Here is a 14,498-nt window from a genome sequence, read left to right as displayed (position 1 = left end):
TTCTTCAGTTATAATTTAACTATAGTATGGTTTATTAGGACGGTGAGTATATGGGGAAAGAAATAACGGTGGAGAACTTGGTTCAGAGGTTTTCGCTGAAGGTATTGGCCGGTGAGAGTCAATTGCAAAAAGTGATTACGCAATCACGCGTGCATCGTCCGGGTCTGGAATTTGTTGGCCATTTTGATTTTTTTCCAACAGAACGTGTACAAATTTTAGGAAGAAAAGAAATTACTTATTTACATAAGTTAAGTAAAGAGGAACGGAAAATCCGGATTGGCAATATTGTTCATTACCACCCGCCCTGTTTTATCGTCACAGCTGGTGAAGAGGGGCTTACCTATTTAAAGCACCATTGTATCGATCAAGGAATACCCTTGTTATTAACCAACCAACCTGAGATCACGTCAGAGTTTATTCCAAAGGTTGATGCCTATTTAATAAAAGAATTGGCACCAGAAATTGCGGTGCATGGCGTCTGCTTGAATGTCTCCGGCATTGGGATTCTGCTTCGCGGTCATTCAGGTGTAGGAAAAAGTGAGACGGCGCATACGTTGATCCGCCGCGGCCACCGGCTCGTAGCGGATGATATCGTGGTCCTCAAGAAGCTCAGCCCGCAAACCATTCTTGGTACTCATGATGAAAAAAATAAAGAGTTTTTAGCCCTTCGCAGTATTGGGCTGCTGAATGTGGTTCGGCTGTACGGCCGCAAGGCGTTTCAAGATGAAACCCGAATTTCTCTTGATATTCATTTAACGAAGTGGGAAAAAGATGCTTTGTATAATGATTTGGACCAGGAACTTCACTATACAGACTATATGGATGTGAAGATTCCATCCATGGAAATCCAGCTTCAGCCTGGCCGTGATGTAGCAGGTTTAATTGAGGCAGCGGCCAATAACTGGTACTTGAAGCAGCAAGGCTACAGTGCAGCAGAAGAGTTCATGAGCAGAATTGAAGCTGACCTTTCGAATTCCAATAATCGTTAGCGAGAGGGAGGAAACTCGGATGACCACTCTTTTAACCGATCACCTGGGGAGGCAAGTGACTATTTCCATTCCGCCCAAGCGGATTATCTCTATTTGTCCCGCGATCACTGAGACCCTATTTGCCTTAGGGCTTGAGAAGGAAATAGTCGGCCGCACAAAGTATTGTATTTTTCCGAAAGGGAAGGTAGAAAACGTTGCCATCGTGGGTGGAACAAAGGAAGTAAATGCGGACGCGGTACGGGCTCTCCAACCAGACCTTATAATCGCTGAAAAAGAAGAAAACACCAAAGAAATCGTGCTGGCACTTGAAAAAATTGCCCCTGTTTTCGTGATGGAGGTTCAAAAGGTTGCCGATTCCTACCGGCTGATGGAAACACTGGGAGTACTGACAAATAGAGAAGAGGCAGCTAGACACCTTATCACATCCTGTCAATCTTCCTTCCCCTCTCATACAGATAAAGACATAAATGCAGCTTATGTTATCTGGAGAAAACCCTATATGGTGGTGGGGGGAACGACTTACATCAATGATGTCCTGCACACGCTTGGGCTACATAACCCCTTCGAATCAGGGGCATCCAGGTACCCGATGGTGACCAAAGAGGAGTTGATCGAGGCCAACCTGGATGTGCTCTTACTCGCTTCCGAACCCTTTCCATATCAAGAAAAACATATCGCCGAGTTCCAATCCTTCCTGCCAGACGCCAGGATTCTCCTAGTAGATGGCGAAATGTTCTGGTATGGCGCGAAAATGCTGGAGGCAGGAGGGTATTTAGAAAACTTGAAAATAGAAATAGAGAGGAGTACCTGAATAGGGGGATAGGCCCTCCTAGTCCTCCCTTGATTCAGATACCCCAAGAGAATCTGCTCGATTCAGCCCTCTGTTCAGACACCATACGCCTTGCCCTCCATGTGCTACATCTGCTAGGAATCACTAGAAGTATTTTTAATGGTCCCGAGGTTTATACTTTTGCTCAAGATCATGCAGCCATCCCCAAAACTATAATTGGCACCAATTATGGAGGAATTGGCTGTGTGGCTGTTTTGCACCGTACCCCCGAAATTTATATTGGCATTGGTAGTAAGAGAATTCACTACAAAGTTATTAATACGAATCGAATTCGCCATGTCAATCACCGTCCTTACTGTCCATCTTATTTTAAAAAAATGAATATGATTGTCCAAATGTCTAATCATGGGTAATCATGGGGACGGTTCTCGTGTGTCAAATTATCCTCAAATAAATCCTAAACCCTACCTAGATAGTAATTTGCGTATCGCGTATGAAAGCTTCATCCGAGAGGTTATTAAAGATTTTTTAAAAATTTCTCAAACTCCCATGACGCTTGTCCAATCAATGAAGGTAATAAGGAAATATATATGATTGTAGAGTTTTTTTCCCCTCTAATATTGTAACGAATGGGAGGTGAAAAGATATGGGTTACGGTTACGGTGGCGGCTATGGCAACAACTTTGTATTAATCGTAGTATTGTTCATCCTATTAATCATTGTAGGAGCTTCTTTTATGAACTACTAAGATAGCAGGAATAAAGGGCAGGTAAAGTTTCCTGCCCTTTATTTCAGAGGAAAGGAGATGGAGCGATGGCATTCTGGGGATTTGGCGGGGGAGGCCCGTTTTTTCGCAACGATTTTAGAAGAAGAGGGTTTTTCCCAATTGAGATTGAAATTGAAATTGAGAGAAGAAGACGGATTGAAATTGAGATTGAAAGAAGAAGACGTTTTGAATTCGAAAGAGCGAGAAGAAGACGTGGCTTTTTCTAAGAAATAAAGTAAGGGTAAAGCGCGGGGACAGTTCTCATGTACCAAAAAGTGGAGCGAATCCTTATCACTCCAAAATTTTTCATGAATCATAATGAAATAAATGGCCGGATTCCACAGCGAATCCGGCCATTTATTAGCAGCATAATGAAGGGGGGATGAGGTTCTTTACTTCGTCATCCAATATGATGCAAGAGAACCGTCCCCATGCACCACGTCACCGGAGGATAAATTTCTCTATTGCGTAGGCGACTCCGTTTTCTTCGTTGGTGAGTGTTACGGTATCGCTCATTTTTTTGACTTCCGGATCTGCATTTCCCATGGCGATGGAGAGGCCGGCTGCTTGAAGCATGGGAACATCATTAAAGTTGTCTCCCATCGCGACTGTATCTTCCATTGGAATGCCGTAGTAAGCGGCAGCCGCTCTTAGGGCAACGCCTTTATTGCCATTTCGGTCCATGATCTCGATATTATAGGGACCCGAGGTTGTTGAGACCACTCCTGTGATCCTTTCCATATAAGCCGTTAGCTTGGCTTTTACTTCGTTATTTAGTGTCAGGACAAAGAATTTTTGAACAGTTAACTGGTCCGTAGCAAATAATTCATGATAATCATGAAAATATTTAATTATATCAGACTGTTGTGGCTTTTCTGTCATGCGCCTAAAGAGTTCTTCTGGAATCCCTTCCACTTTGATGGCATTTCCTTCAAGGACCTTAGCCACTCGGGCTGACCAGTCTGCCGGAACAAAGATTCCATCATTGGTATAGATTCGATAGGGAACCCATTCTTCATCTAACTTCATCACGACTTGTTCCGTGTCGTCCGCATTCATCGAAATATTTTGTATTACTTTTCCATCCAATTTAACAACGGTCCCGTTACTTCCTGCTACCGGGCAAGAGAACTCAGCTTGTTTGAGGATTTGTTCAATATCTTCAGGAGCACGTCCGGAGCAAATCATGATAACGTGGCCAGCGTTTTGCGCGTTGCGAAGGGCTTCGATATTCTCCTTCGATATCTGATTATGCAGGGACAGCAAGGTACCATCCAAGTCTATGGCTATTAGTTTCATGTTAGTCACTTCCTTCTATATACATAATAGTTATCCTTCCAATTTAATCAAATTAAATGCTTGACCACTTAAAAGCGGTCAAGCATCAGATTATCAAACTATCCAATTTTTGATAGAAAAATAAAAGCATAAGAACCGTCCCCATGCACCACACCCATGCATCACACCTTATGCCCGTTTTAATTCTAATCTTCGTGCAATCAGTGATAAGGTATAATTCACGATAAAGTACATGAATGCGACGATGACGAAAACCGGTATGACATAGGATCCATTTTGTGCGTAAATGATTTGTCCGTTGTGCAATAAATCCGGCAATGCGATGACGACAGCCAAGGATGTATCTTTAAGCAAAGAGATAAATTGACTGACAATAGGCGGGACCATTCTTCTAAGAGCTTGAGGCATGATGATATAGCGTAATGTCTGGATATAGTTCAGACCAGACGCGCGTCCTGCTTCAATCTGTCCTTTTTCGATTGAGTTTAAACCGCTTCGAATGATTTCTGATAGCATAGCCGATTCAAACACGGTCAATGCGGCGATTGCTGCGGATGTTATTTCCATCTCAATCCCGATTTCAGGTAAGGCAAAATAGGTAAAGAAAATGATCAGCAGCAATGGAAGGTTACGAATCGTCTCGACAATCACGGCCAGTACTTGTGATACAACCGGTATCCGCGCATACCTAAGCGTACCAATAAGACCGCCAATGATAAAACTGAGCACGATGGAAATGGCTGCGACCTTAAGGGTGATTCCAAATCCTTCTAGTAAAAATTTTAAATTGTCCGGTTTATAGACTTCTATGAATGGTGCTAGAAAATCCATCTCTGCACCTCCTTAATTACTTCGCGCCATGCGTTTTTCTAAATATCCAACGCAAAGACTTAATGGTACCGTTAAAATTAAATAAAATAAGGCCACAAACACATAGGTATCAAAGGTGACGTAGGTCTTTGCCGAGATTAAATCCCCCTGATACATTAAATCTCCTCCTGCAACGACTGCTAATAACGATGAATTTTTAACCAAATTGATAAATTGGTTGCCAAGAGGAGGGATGACAATCTTTATCGCCTGAGGGAGTACGACCATTCTCATCGCCTGACCATACGTTAATCCCGTCGAGCGGGCTGCTTCCATTTGCCCTTTTGGCACCGCCATAATGCCGGCACGAATCGCTTCGGCAATGAAGGCGGCTGTATAGATGGTCAGCCCAATGGTTCCTGCTGTCATCCCGCCAAAGTTTCCGGCCAAAAAAGTAAAAAATACGATAACCAGAACAGGGATATTCCGAATAAATTCAACATAGACCGTCCCGATCCAGTTAAGAGGCTTAAGTGGGGAAATTCGCATGACCGCAAGAAGGGCTCCCAAAATAAAGCTGCATAGCAAAGCTATTAAACTAGCAATAATAGTAATTTTTAATCCTTGTAAAAATAAATCCAAATTATTTGTAAGTATTGAGAAATCCAACAAACGATCTCCTCCTAATAATCAAGAGGAGCAGGGACGTACCCTTGCCCCATCCTGATGAGAAACCTGGTTTAAAAGTTAATTCTTAATCCATTTATCCTTAATTTCATCATACTTGCCTGAATCTTTTAAGCTTTTTAGTGCTTTATTCAACGCATCAACAAGCTCTTTATTTCCTTTTTTCACGGCAATTCCGTAAGGCTCTTCTGTAAATGTTCCACCAACAAGTTCATATGAAGGATCTTCATCAGCCATACCATAAAGGATGGCATCATCTGTTGTTAGAGCATCACCCTTACCAGCCTTTAAAGCTGTAAATGCTTCAGCATAGTTTTCGAATTCTAGAACGGTTGCTTCAGGAGCTTTCTCACGAATATTGATCGTAGAGGTCGAGCCTTTTACTGCAAGTACTGTGGTACCTTTTTTCAAGTCATCAATGCTCTTCACCTTGCTGCCCTTTTTCACAAGTAAGGATTGGCCGGCTTCAAAATAGACATCTGTAAAATCAACTTCTTTTTTACGTTCTTCGCTGATGGTCATGGTTGCAACAACCGCATCAACCTTCCCATTATTCAAGAGGCCAATCCTGGTTTTTGATGTAACCTCAACGTATTCCGGCTTGACATCTTTGCCAAACGCTTCTTCCGCTAGTGCTTTGGATAGATCGATATCGAATCCTTCGACCTCACCTGTAGACGGATTTTTCAATCCAAATAGACGCGTGTCGTGCTTTACCCCAAACACGATTTTCTTATCTTCCTTGATTTGAGCAAGTGCATCCTTACTTTTCTCCGTAGACGCCTTGTCTGTGCCGCAGCCGGCAAGCATAAGTGCTGCCATGGCGGTAACTAATGCTGCTTTTACAAAATTTCTTTTCTTGATCATTCCATTTCCCCCTATTAATTAGTGATTTAATATACGGCTGAGAAATAAGCGAGCCCGTTCTTCACGCGGATTCTCATAAAACTCAGTCGGAACTGCTTCTTCTAATATTCGCCCTTCATCCATAAAGACGATTCGGTCGGCAACCTCTCTAGCAAAGCCCATTTCATGCGTGACGACGACCATCGTCATGCCTTCCTTAGCGAGAGTCTTCATAACATCCAGAACCTCGCCGATCATTTCAGGATCTAGTGCTGAGGTTGGTTCATCGAAAAGCATAATCTGCGGTTTCATAGCGAGACCGCGGGCGATAGCTACACGCTGCTGCTGTCCTCCGGAAAGCTGGGAAGGATAAGAATCAGCTTTATCTAATATGCCTACCTTGTCGAGATAATGTCTGGCTGTTTCTTTTGCCTCTGTTGCCGATTGGCCTAGTACTTTCATAGGAGCAAGCGTGATATTTTCAAGCACTGTCTTGTGAGGATATAAATAAAAATGCTGAAAAACCATCCCAATATTGCGTCTAAGCTTATTAATATCTGTTTTTTTATCGGCTACGGCGATCCCATTTACGGTAAGAGTCCCATCGGAAATCGTTTCAAGATGATTGATACAGCGCAGCAAGGTACTTTTCCCTGAACCGGATGGACCAATGACCACGACTACTTCACCTTGATTGATTGTGAGATTAATATCTTTTAAGACATGAAAATCCCCATAAAACTTATTGACCTGACTAAATACAATCATGCTTGACCTCCTGATCCGAACTAATTAAATAGACAAATCCCATTTTTAGTAATTTTCCGAATATAATAAATTATATGGATATATCGTCTACTTGTCAAATCGTGACAAAGGAACTAGGAGGGTGGAGCATTGATGGGGCATGGGGAGGGTTCTCGTGTACCAAAAACAGGGTCGATAGGAGATATGGACGATTGGATCCCTGTTGAATTTGTTGAAAGTTGTATTATTGTCTGGGAAATTCTTTTACTCATTCCGACAATTCTTTTTTCACCATTACAAGAGAAAGTCTTATTTCCTTGTTATAATTATTCAATAAATAACATTTAGCTAGTTCGTTACACGACCCATAGGATTCAAAAAGACAAGGAGTGATGAAGTGATCAATCGGGTTAAAGAGAAATTGGCAGCTGCCCTGGAAGATTGGGAAATGATGAAGAAAGCTTCAGAGGATGAAAGCGAGGAATGTGCCGAACGGTTTGAGCGGCATTTTTATGAGTTTATTGATGAATTAAAGATTTGGTATCAGCATTTAGAACAACCGCCAACGACGATCGATGAGGCAGAAAATCTTATCGAAATTCGAGAAATCATTGAAAGCTTACCGGCACCGCTAGAACTCAACTTTTTTACAGAACTGGAGTTAATCATTGAGGGGGAAGAGCAGGTTCGCTACGATTAACAATGATGCAAAGGGACGGTTCTTCTGCTCCATCACACAGGATAGTGCAAGAGAACCTTCCCCATGTGGCACTAGGATCGCTCTGAGGAATTTGGTTTTTCGATGAATTTTTGAAAACCGTAGTTTAAAAGAGCTAGTGAAAATGAAATAAGAAAAAGGGTTGTAGAGGTAAACTTTTTTAGTTTATAATGACCAATTTTCTGGAAAAATGCGTTTAAGGGATATGCAAAAACTAGATCCATGATTAAATTACATAGGGCATATAGAGAGAATTTTCCATATGTAAAATGAAAGATCCACAAATTAATCGTAAAAAATGGTCCGAAGATAAAGGCTAAGGCATCGAATATCATGTATTTGGTACCGCCTTTTACTTTCCACCAATTGAAAATGGGGTTTAGCAGTGCTTCTATTAACAAAATACATGAGCAGAATAACGTAACGGGTAAATATTTTTTAAAGGATTGTTTAGGAAGAAATTTGATGACAATAGCCCACAAAATGATGGCGTTCCCTATCCTGAATAAATTTGCTATCACAATAACCATCCCTTATTTTTTATCTTAGGTTGTGATAATTGATTGATATTATTCAATTAAAAGACAGGGGGACGGTTCTCCTGCTCCATCCATTATGGATAGTGCAAGAGAACCGTCCCCGTGTTCCACCCGTGTTACATTTTCCGAGTGGGCCAGATATAGCCAATGACGGCCCCAACGACAGCCGGAAGAATCCATCCAAGGCCAAGGGCATAGAGTGGCAAATTATCTACATAAATCGCTTTTATGGATTCGAACAAAGGGACTGCCGCTCCAGGCAAGCTGCTGACCAAGGTGCTGTATCCATCGAAGAAGCTGACGCAAAACGTGAGCAACATGGATACTGCATACACACTTCGCTTATGGCCAAATAAGGAGGATGTGAGCGCGAGTAAAATCAGCACAATCGCTAACGGGTACAGTAACATTAATACCGGCACAGCGAATTGAATGATATTATTCAAGCCAAAGTTCGCGATAATAAACGATACAAGGCATAGGACGAGCACGAACATTTTATAGCTTACTTTTGGAAAGACACTATTAAAAAATTCGCTGCATGATGTAATCAGTCCGATGCTTGTTTTTAAACATGCTAGTACAATAATGATCGCCAATAAAATCGCGCCGAATGAACCGAAATAGTGCTGGGCGACTTCAGCAAAAATTAGCCCCCCATTGTCGAATGTTCCGATTGCGGTTACGCTCGATGCCCCCATATAGGTAATGAGTCCGTAAATCAGCATCATTAATGCCATCGCAAATACCCCTGATTTCCAAGTGGCCTTCGCAATTGCCTTTGGATCGGTGATGCCTTGTCCCTTAATCGCATGGATAACCACGATCCCAAACGCAAGTGAGGCAAGGGCGTCCATCGTATTGTACCCTTCTTTAAAGCCCGTGATAAAGGCCAAATTTCGATAGTCACCGGTTGGCTGAGTGAAGTGTCCCATCGGCTTGACGATCGCCGTGACAATTAAGATGAATAAAAACACTAAGAACGCCGGTGTTAAATATTTGCCGATATAGTCGATAATTTTCGCTGGATTTAATGAAAAATAATAAACGATTGCAAAAAACACAAAGCTAAAGAGTCCAAGATATAAGGTTCCGTGCGCTGGATTGATATACGGTTCAAACCCGACGACGAAAGGTACCGTGGCAGTACGTGGAATCGCGAAAAATGGTCCAATCGTTAAGTAAAGTGCCATCGCGAAGACAACGCCAAATAGTGGATGGACGCGGCCCGCTAAGTCACGCAGTCCATTACTCCCGGATAACCCAAACGCTAAAATCCCTAAAAACGGCAGGCCGATAGCGGTTACCAAAAAGCCAATTAAAGCCGGCCAAAAGTTCGTGCCCGCAAGCTGCCCCATTTGAATCGGGAAAATCAAATTCCCCGCCCCAAAGAACATCCCAAACAGCATTGTTCCAATTATGGCATAAGTAGAAAAAGATATTTTTTGTTGTTGCATTTAAGTGCTCCTTCTAAGTTGAAATGGTAGAGGGGGACGGTTCCCATGAGTTATTTTCCCCATTGAATGATTGTACTATAATTTATGGGAGATGAACATGGGGGTAGGATTTAAGGCAAGGATAAGACATACTTTTAATGGATTTTGATTGTAAAATTCAGTAATAATACATAGCTGAGTCATAATTGTAAAAGCGGAAGGGTTGCATTTACCATAGAGAGGAAAAAAGAGCTCCGAAGGTAAAAGCAAGGGGATTGCATTTACCTTAGTGAGGAAAAAGGAGCTCCGAAGGTAAAAGCGGAAGGGTTGCATTTACCTTAGTGAGGAAAAAGGAGCTCCCAGGGTAAAAGGAAGGGTCCCCCATTTACCTTAGTGAGGAAAAAAGAGCTCCCAAGGTAAAAGCGGGAAGGGTTGCATTTACGTTAGCGAGGAAAAAGGAGCTCCCAGGGTAAAAGGAAGGGTCCCCCATTTACCTTGGCGAGGAAAAAAGAGCTCCGATGGTAAAAGCAAGGGGATTGCATTTACCTTAGTGAGGAAAAAAGAGCTCCGAAGGTAAAAGGAAGGGTCCCCCATTTACCTTATAGAGGAAAAAAGAGCCCCCAAGGTAAAAGCAAAAGGGTTGCATTTACCTTAGCGAGGAAAAAGGAGCTCCGAAGGTAAAAGGAAGGGTCCCCCATTACCCAAATTAGGAAAAACACTAAGAATTAAAGCCTTCCCGCAAAAATCAGTAGTGTTTAACCAAATTAGATTGATATTTCCTACTCGAAATATCTTTGATGCCTTTGGCCAATCGATGTATAGTTTTGCATTAGGATTCTCCGTATCGCTTTTATAGACCCAACCCCCCCACACCAATCAAAAACCAAATTAGTGGTTATTTTTCGATCAGGAAATAGCAGCTTGATCTCCTCTACACACCGCAAGACCGCAGCATCCAAAGTTTCCTCGTGGCCGCAGGTTTGACAAACCATCTTCCGTTTTTTCACCATGGAAGTGATTAATGTGTCACACACTGGGCAAATACATCCCTTTTTCAGTTGATCATAATGATAAGGTGGGTATCGAGTATAGGGGGATTCGGTTTGATGGAGGGAGACTAATTGATCCGCAAGCATTTTATGGCGGTTGGTTAGTCTTGAAGGGATATTGTTTAACGTTTTCATTAGGGTTTGAAGCTGATTTGGGTGAATAATCGGCTCGTGTAATGGGGCTTGATATAAAGTGAAATTGGGGTTTACAAAGGTTACGGACCCTTCAAGCGGTAATTGGCAGCCGAGATTTTTAAGGACAAAGCGGAGAAGAGATTTCGTTCGTTTTAATTGGTCCAAAGGATTTTTTATTTCATTATTGGACGATTTTGGATAGAATTCCCCGCCATCATACCGATAATCCCCTTCAAAATATTTTATTTCATAAGGATAAATCGTTTGCTGAGAAATAATTAAGGTATCAACTTGAAAACTGGATTTATTATACTCGAGGCACAAATCATTTAAAATGTAAAAATCATTTTGCAGGTGCAACGAGGTTAATTGGTCAAAGAGCACCTCGCCCTTGTAACCTTTTGCAAGGGTGGTATAATGCTGCTTGTCCCTTATTGATAATTCCATTCGTGCGTTTAAGGAACTCAGAACCCTTAATTCCTTTGATTTCGTCCGATATTTGTAAGGCTGCATATTAAACTTCCTTTCTATTAAAATTGTCCATATTTATCTTACAAAAAGAAACATGAAAATTGTTTGAATTCTTTGTTACCATTTAAACTTGGAGGGTTTAACCCTAAATTAGGGCGGGTATGAAAGTAGGAAGAACAAAAAAGGAGGAGCTAGTATGTATGTTGCAGATGTTATGACAACCGAAGTGGATAGTTGTACTCCTGATAGTACTTGCAAAGAAGTAGCTAAAAAAATGAAAGAACTAGATGTTGGGGTTATTCCCATTTGTGAAAATGAAAAATTAGCGGGGATTGTTACCGATCGTGATTTAGTCATCAAGGGAATCGCCAATGACTTATCGGCTGATTCACCTGTTTCTGAATTACTTACAAATATTGTGGTGAAAGGTACGAAAAAAATGTCGATTGAGGAAGCGGTTGAAATTATGTCCCACGAACAGATTCGCCGCCTTCCGATCGTGGATGAATCCGAAAAATTAGTCGGAATGGTCTCGCTTGGTGATTTAGCGATCCATGACCGGTCAAGTGAAAAAGCCGGGGAAGCGCTAAAGGAAATTTCTGATCCAGTTGGACCGGTTAAATGACAACATGGGGAAGGTTCTTTCAGAAAGAACCTTCCCCATGTTTGGTTTATGCTGCTTTTCTGATGGCAACTTCCTTTTGTTTCGTTTCAGGGAAGGTAGCCACCAGGAAGATGTACAAGCTGGAGGCAGCGATAAAGAAGATCATCGCTGGTGTATAGCCGGAATGTCCTAAGATAAAGCTCCAAACGATGGTTGCGATGGTTTGGCCGGCATAGGCAATTGCCCAAAATAACCCGAACATGATTGTCAATCTTTGTGGAGTCATCCCTTTTAATTCATGGGGGAGATTCAAAAAGATTGGATATTGGATATACATCGCAAATCCCGATATGGAAATAAGGGTATAGGATAGCAGCGGAACCTTATTAGCAAAAACGATCGCAAGGGCAAATGTTCCTACCATGACAATACCAGAGAACAGAAGAATCGGCTTGCGAGCCACTCCTTTATTTCCAATTCGAATCCCTGCAAATGTACCAAGAATGCCAAACCCCGAAATTAATAGGTTCGTTACCGATCCATTTAACAAGGTATATTGATCAAAAATGGCCTTAAAGCTTACGAGCGATAATACATACAGTGTTAAAAAGGAAGCGAACGCCAGGCCATAGCGCCAGAGAAATCCGTCCTTGAGCGCATCTTTATAGCCATATTTTTCAGATTCTCCACCCGTTTCTTTTGTTTCAAAGGTCTCTGCTTTCCAAAGCCAGCCGATGAAAAATAAAATCGTTAAAGAGGCAAAAAACGTTAAGGTTAGCCGCCAGTTCACGACCATCTGCTTAGCAAAAACGGTAAATAAAACGGCTACAATAAAGGCACCGACATTATAGGCCACCGTATTAGCCGCATTAATGCGCAGTTTAACTTGTGAATTTTTGACATAGTGTGCCACGATTGGGTTCATGTAGACAATGACCATCGAACCCCCCACGGCCATGACCATTCGAGCGACGGTATAGGCCCAATAATTAGGAAGATAAATGGCGACTAGTCCCATCATCAACAGACCGATGGCGGTGCCGGCTGCTTTTTTTGGCCCTAATTTCATCAGAACAATCGCGGCTAAAATGTTGGCAAATACACGAGCGGTCGTAATCGAGTAATTCACTACTTGAGAAATAATCGGATCCACCGGGCCGCCAAAAAAGGTTTGGGTTATTTGTGGTGTCAAGGAAGAACCGGCCACCCAGTTCATGGCAAAGGTTACATAAGCCAGCCATAAAACGGCCATCATAAAATAACCTTTTTTTGTATGATTCATCGTTTTTCATCTTCTTTCAGTAGGGGTACCATAGGGACGGTTCTTATGGTTCCTTTGACACTAAGATCGTCCCTGTGGAAAGCTTAGATTACAGGCATCATTGTATTTTTTAACACAGTGACTGAGTGGTTAAATAGTTGCTTCTCGGTTTCATTCAGATCAATTTCAATGACTTCACGGATTCCGCCCCGGTTAATGACAGCAGGAACGCCGATAAACACATCTTGTTGTCCATATTGTCCATCCAGGTAGGAAGATACAGTTAAAATACAGTTTTCATTATTTAAAATGGCCTTGGTAATGCGAACGAGCGACATGCCGATTCCGTAGTACGTTGCGCCTTTTCGTTCAATAATATGGTAGGCGGCATCACGGACATTTACGAAAATGTTCTCTAAGCATTCTTTGTTCAGTTTTTCAGCTGGGAGTTCCTCAAGTCTTTCCACACCTACGGAAGCACGGCTCCAAACGGGAAGTTCTGTATCTCCGTGTTCACCAATGATATAGGCATGAACATTGCGTGTGTCCATGTTGAAATGCTGGCCAAGGGCAAAACGGAGACGTGCTGAGTCTAATACGGTACCGGAACCAATGACACGTTCCTTTGGCAGGCCGGACTCTTTCCAAGTTACATAGGTTAAAATATCAACAGGATTGGTTGCGACTAAGAAAATGCCGTCAAATCCACTCGTCATAATGTTTTTTACGATTTCTTTAAAAATTTTCGTGTTCTTTTCGACTAATTGTAGACGGGTTTCACCAGGCTTTTGAGCTAATCCTGCTGTAATGACGACTAAGTCCGCACTTGCACAATCTTCATAAGAACCACTCCATACCTTGATAGGTGAGGGTGCAAATGGAATTCCGTGATTCAGGTCCATTGCTTCGCCTTCGGATTTGGCTTCATTCACATCAATGAGAACTAACTCTTCCGCCACGCCTTGATTAATCATCGAATAAGCATAACTGCAGCCAACAGCACCTGTTCCCACTAAGACAACCCGATTTACCTTTTTATTTCTATTTTCCATGATGATAATCTCCTTTATAAATGAAGTGGAATAACTGTTTAATTTACTAACTTGACGGTGTTAGTATAACACTTACTTTGTGAAGTTTTTCACAATGGATGTGACAATAATTTGAATTGTTAAATGGAAGCCTTTACATTTTTTAGCCGATGTGTTTTGTGCTCATCACTAAGGATATAAGATCCCCTGAGTCGTGTGTTCAGCCTCTCTATCTATTAGGTTGTGGCGTAATTTCATCCTCTTTCTATTTCCGAAATGGCTAGTTTATGAATAAAGTTGGCGTTTTATTCATACTTTAG

At 41.9% G+C, this 14,498-nt stretch carries 17 protein-coding genes; 7 read left to right on the top strand and 10 right to left on the bottom strand.

Annotated elements, in window-relative coordinates; genetic code table 11:
- Positions 1-50: 50 nt before the first annotated feature.
- Together hprK and AC4E8C_RS21695 are read left to right on the top strand one after the other, a co-directional pair.
- The gene (hprK, locus tag AC4E8C_RS21700) at positions 51-989 is read left to right on the top strand and encodes an HPr(Ser) kinase/phosphatase (RefSeq protein WP_490208708.1); all 939 of its coding nucleotides are present in this window, start codon (positions 51-53) and stop codon (positions 987-989) included.
- Positions 990-1,008: 19 nt separating this feature from the next.
- Positions 1,009-1,800: an ABC transporter substrate-binding protein gene (locus AC4E8C_RS21695; protein ID WP_490208707.1), complete on the top strand. Its 792-nt coding sequence runs from the start codon at positions 1,009-1,011 to the stop codon at positions 1,798-1,800.
- A gap of 113 nt (positions 1,801-1,913) precedes the next feature.
- Here the strand turns inward: AC4E8C_RS21695 and AC4E8C_RS21690 are convergent, their stop codons facing one another.
- Positions 1,914-2,117, bottom strand: a complete 204-nt coding sequence (locus AC4E8C_RS21690) for a spore germination protein (protein WP_490208706.1) — start codon at positions 2,115-2,117, stop codon at positions 1,914-1,916.
- A gap of 308 nt (positions 2,118-2,425) precedes the next feature.
- On the opposite strand from AC4E8C_RS21690, the gene AC4E8C_RS21685 reads away from it, so the two are divergent.
- Positions 2,426-2,527 carry a YjcZ family sporulation protein gene (locus tag AC4E8C_RS21685; protein ID WP_490208705.1) on the top strand — a complete coding sequence of 34 codons (102 nt, stop codon included), beginning with the start codon at positions 2,426-2,428 and terminating at the stop codon, positions 2,525-2,527.
- A 65-nt stretch (positions 2,528-2,592) separates the two neighbouring features.
- Positions 2,593-2,772, top strand: a complete 180-nt coding sequence (locus tag AC4E8C_RS21680; protein ID WP_490208704.1) for a hypothetical protein — start codon at positions 2,593-2,595, stop codon at positions 2,770-2,772.
- A 214-nt stretch (positions 2,773-2,986) separates the two neighbouring features.
- Here the strand turns inward: AC4E8C_RS21680 and AC4E8C_RS21675 are convergent, their stop codons facing one another.
- From AC4E8C_RS21675 to AC4E8C_RS21655, 5 genes are all read right to left on the bottom strand, one after another.
- Positions 2,987-3,844, bottom strand: a complete 858-nt coding sequence (locus tag AC4E8C_RS21675) for a Cof-type HAD-IIB family hydrolase (RefSeq protein ID WP_490208703.1) — start codon at positions 3,842-3,844, stop codon at positions 2,987-2,989.
- Positions 3,845-4,012: 168 nt separating this feature from the next.
- Entirely contained in the window at positions 4,013-4,675 is a 663-nt protein-coding gene (locus AC4E8C_RS21670; RefSeq protein WP_490208702.1) for an amino acid ABC transporter permease, read from the bottom strand.
- A gap of 12 nt (positions 4,676-4,687) precedes the next feature.
- Positions 4,688-5,326 (bottom strand): amino acid ABC transporter permease, encoded by a 639-nt coding sequence (locus tag AC4E8C_RS21665; RefSeq protein ID WP_490208701.1) that lies wholly within the window; start codon positions 5,324-5,326, stop codon positions 4,688-4,690.
- A 75-nt stretch (positions 5,327-5,401) separates the two neighbouring features.
- On the bottom strand, positions 5,402-6,208 hold the full coding sequence (locus tag AC4E8C_RS21660; RefSeq protein WP_490208700.1) for a transporter substrate-binding domain-containing protein: 807 nt from the start codon (positions 6,206-6,208) through the stop codon (positions 5,402-5,404).
- Positions 6,209-6,226: 18 nt separating this feature from the next.
- Complete coding sequence (locus AC4E8C_RS21655) at positions 6,227-6,955, bottom strand: amino acid ABC transporter ATP-binding protein (RefSeq protein WP_490208699.1); 729 nt, start codon at positions 6,953-6,955, stop codon at positions 6,227-6,229.
- Positions 6,956-7,087: 132 nt separating this feature from the next.
- On the opposite strand from AC4E8C_RS21655, the gene AC4E8C_RS21650 reads away from it, so the two are divergent.
- Both AC4E8C_RS21650 and AC4E8C_RS21645 read left to right on the top strand, forming a co-directional pair.
- Positions 7,088-7,282 (top strand): hypothetical protein, encoded by a 195-nt coding sequence (locus AC4E8C_RS21650; RefSeq protein ID WP_490208698.1) that lies wholly within the window; start codon positions 7,088-7,090, stop codon positions 7,280-7,282.
- A gap of 49 nt (positions 7,283-7,331) precedes the next feature.
- Entirely contained in the window at positions 7,332-7,634 is a 303-nt protein-coding gene (locus tag AC4E8C_RS21645; RefSeq protein ID WP_490208697.1) for a hypothetical protein, read from the top strand.
- A gap of 673 nt (positions 7,635-8,307) precedes the next feature.
- Here AC4E8C_RS21645 and brnQ read toward each other — a convergent pair.
- Positions 8,308-9,648 (bottom strand): branched-chain amino acid transport system II carrier protein, encoded by a 1,341-nt coding sequence (gene brnQ, locus AC4E8C_RS21640; protein ID WP_490208696.1) that lies wholly within the window; start codon positions 9,646-9,648, stop codon positions 8,308-8,310.
- Positions 9,649-10,406: 758 nt separating this feature from the next.
- Entirely contained in the window at positions 10,407-11,324 is a 918-nt protein-coding gene (locus AC4E8C_RS21635; RefSeq protein ID WP_490208695.1) for a nuclease-related domain-containing protein, read from the bottom strand.
- 154 nt (positions 11,325-11,478) lie between these two features.
- Between AC4E8C_RS21635 and AC4E8C_RS21630 the strand changes: the two genes are divergently transcribed.
- Positions 11,479-11,907 (top strand): CBS domain-containing protein, encoded by a 429-nt coding sequence (locus AC4E8C_RS21630; RefSeq protein ID WP_490208694.1) that lies wholly within the window; start codon positions 11,479-11,481, stop codon positions 11,905-11,907.
- A 46-nt stretch (positions 11,908-11,953) separates the two neighbouring features.
- Here AC4E8C_RS21630 and AC4E8C_RS21625 read toward each other — a convergent pair whose 3' ends face one another.
- On the bottom strand, positions 11,954-13,168 hold the full coding sequence (locus AC4E8C_RS21625; protein WP_490208693.1) for an MFS transporter: 1,215 nt from the start codon (positions 13,166-13,168) through the stop codon (positions 11,954-11,956).
- Between the two features lie 83 nt (positions 13,169-13,251).
- Positions 13,252-14,199 (bottom strand): L-lactate dehydrogenase, encoded by a 948-nt coding sequence (locus AC4E8C_RS21620; RefSeq protein WP_490208692.1) that lies wholly within the window; start codon positions 14,197-14,199, stop codon positions 13,252-13,254.
- Positions 14,200-14,498: the final 299 nt, after the last annotated feature.

The sequence above is a fragment of the Neobacillus sp. SRL179 genome, assembly GCF_984799095.1.
This window is presented reverse-complemented; position numbering and strand designations above follow the sequence as displayed.

Bases quoted from the DNA above. Each gene is read 5' to 3' on its own strand.
- AC4E8C_RS21620 (WP_490208692.1), bottom strand. From the start codon at position 14,199: ATGGAAAATAGAAATAAAAAGGTAAATCGGGTTGTCTTAGTGGGAACA.
- AC4E8C_RS21685 (WP_490208705.1), top strand. From the start codon at position 2,426: ATGGGTTACGGTTACGGTGGCGGCTATGGCAACAACTTTGTATTAATC.
- AC4E8C_RS21675 (WP_490208703.1), bottom strand. From the start codon at position 3,844: ATGAAACTAATAGCCATAGACTTGGATGGTACCTTGCTGTCCCTGCAT.
- AC4E8C_RS21660 (WP_490208700.1), bottom strand. From the start codon at position 6,208: ATGATCAAGAAAAGAAATTTTGTAAAAGCAGCATTAGTTACCGCCATG.
- AC4E8C_RS21695 (WP_490208707.1), top strand. From the start codon at position 1,009: ATGACCACTCTTTTAACCGATCACCTGGGGAGGCAAGTGACTATTTCC.
- AC4E8C_RS21650 (WP_490208698.1), top strand. From the start codon at position 7,088: ATGGGGCATGGGGAGGGTTCTCGTGTACCAAAAACAGGGTCGATAGGA.
- hprK (WP_490208708.1), top strand. From the start codon at position 51: ATGGGGAAAGAAATAACGGTGGAGAACTTGGTTCAGAGGTTTTCGCTG.
- AC4E8C_RS21690 (WP_490208706.1), bottom strand. From the start codon at position 2,117: ATGGCGAATTCGATTCGTATTAATAACTTTGTAGTGAATTCTCTTACT.
- brnQ (WP_490208696.1), bottom strand. From the start codon at position 9,648: ATGCAACAACAAAAAATATCTTTTTCTACTTATGCCATAATTGGAACA.
- AC4E8C_RS21625 (WP_490208693.1), bottom strand. From the start codon at position 13,168: ATGAATCATACAAAAAAAGGTTATTTTATGATGGCCGTTTTATGGCTG.
- AC4E8C_RS21655 (WP_490208699.1), bottom strand. From the start codon at position 6,955: ATGATTGTATTTAGTCAGGTCAATAAGTTTTATGGGGATTTTCATGTC.
- AC4E8C_RS21680 (WP_490208704.1), top strand. From the start codon at position 2,593: ATGGCATTCTGGGGATTTGGCGGGGGAGGCCCGTTTTTTCGCAACGAT.
- AC4E8C_RS21670 (WP_490208702.1), bottom strand. From the start codon at position 4,675: ATGGATTTTCTAGCACCATTCATAGAAGTCTATAAACCGGACAATTTA.
- AC4E8C_RS21635 (WP_490208695.1), bottom strand. From the start codon at position 11,324: ATGCAGCCTTACAAATATCGGACGAAATCAAAGGAATTAAGGGTTCTG.
- AC4E8C_RS21630 (WP_490208694.1), top strand. From the start codon at position 11,479: ATGTATGTTGCAGATGTTATGACAACCGAAGTGGATAGTTGTACTCCT.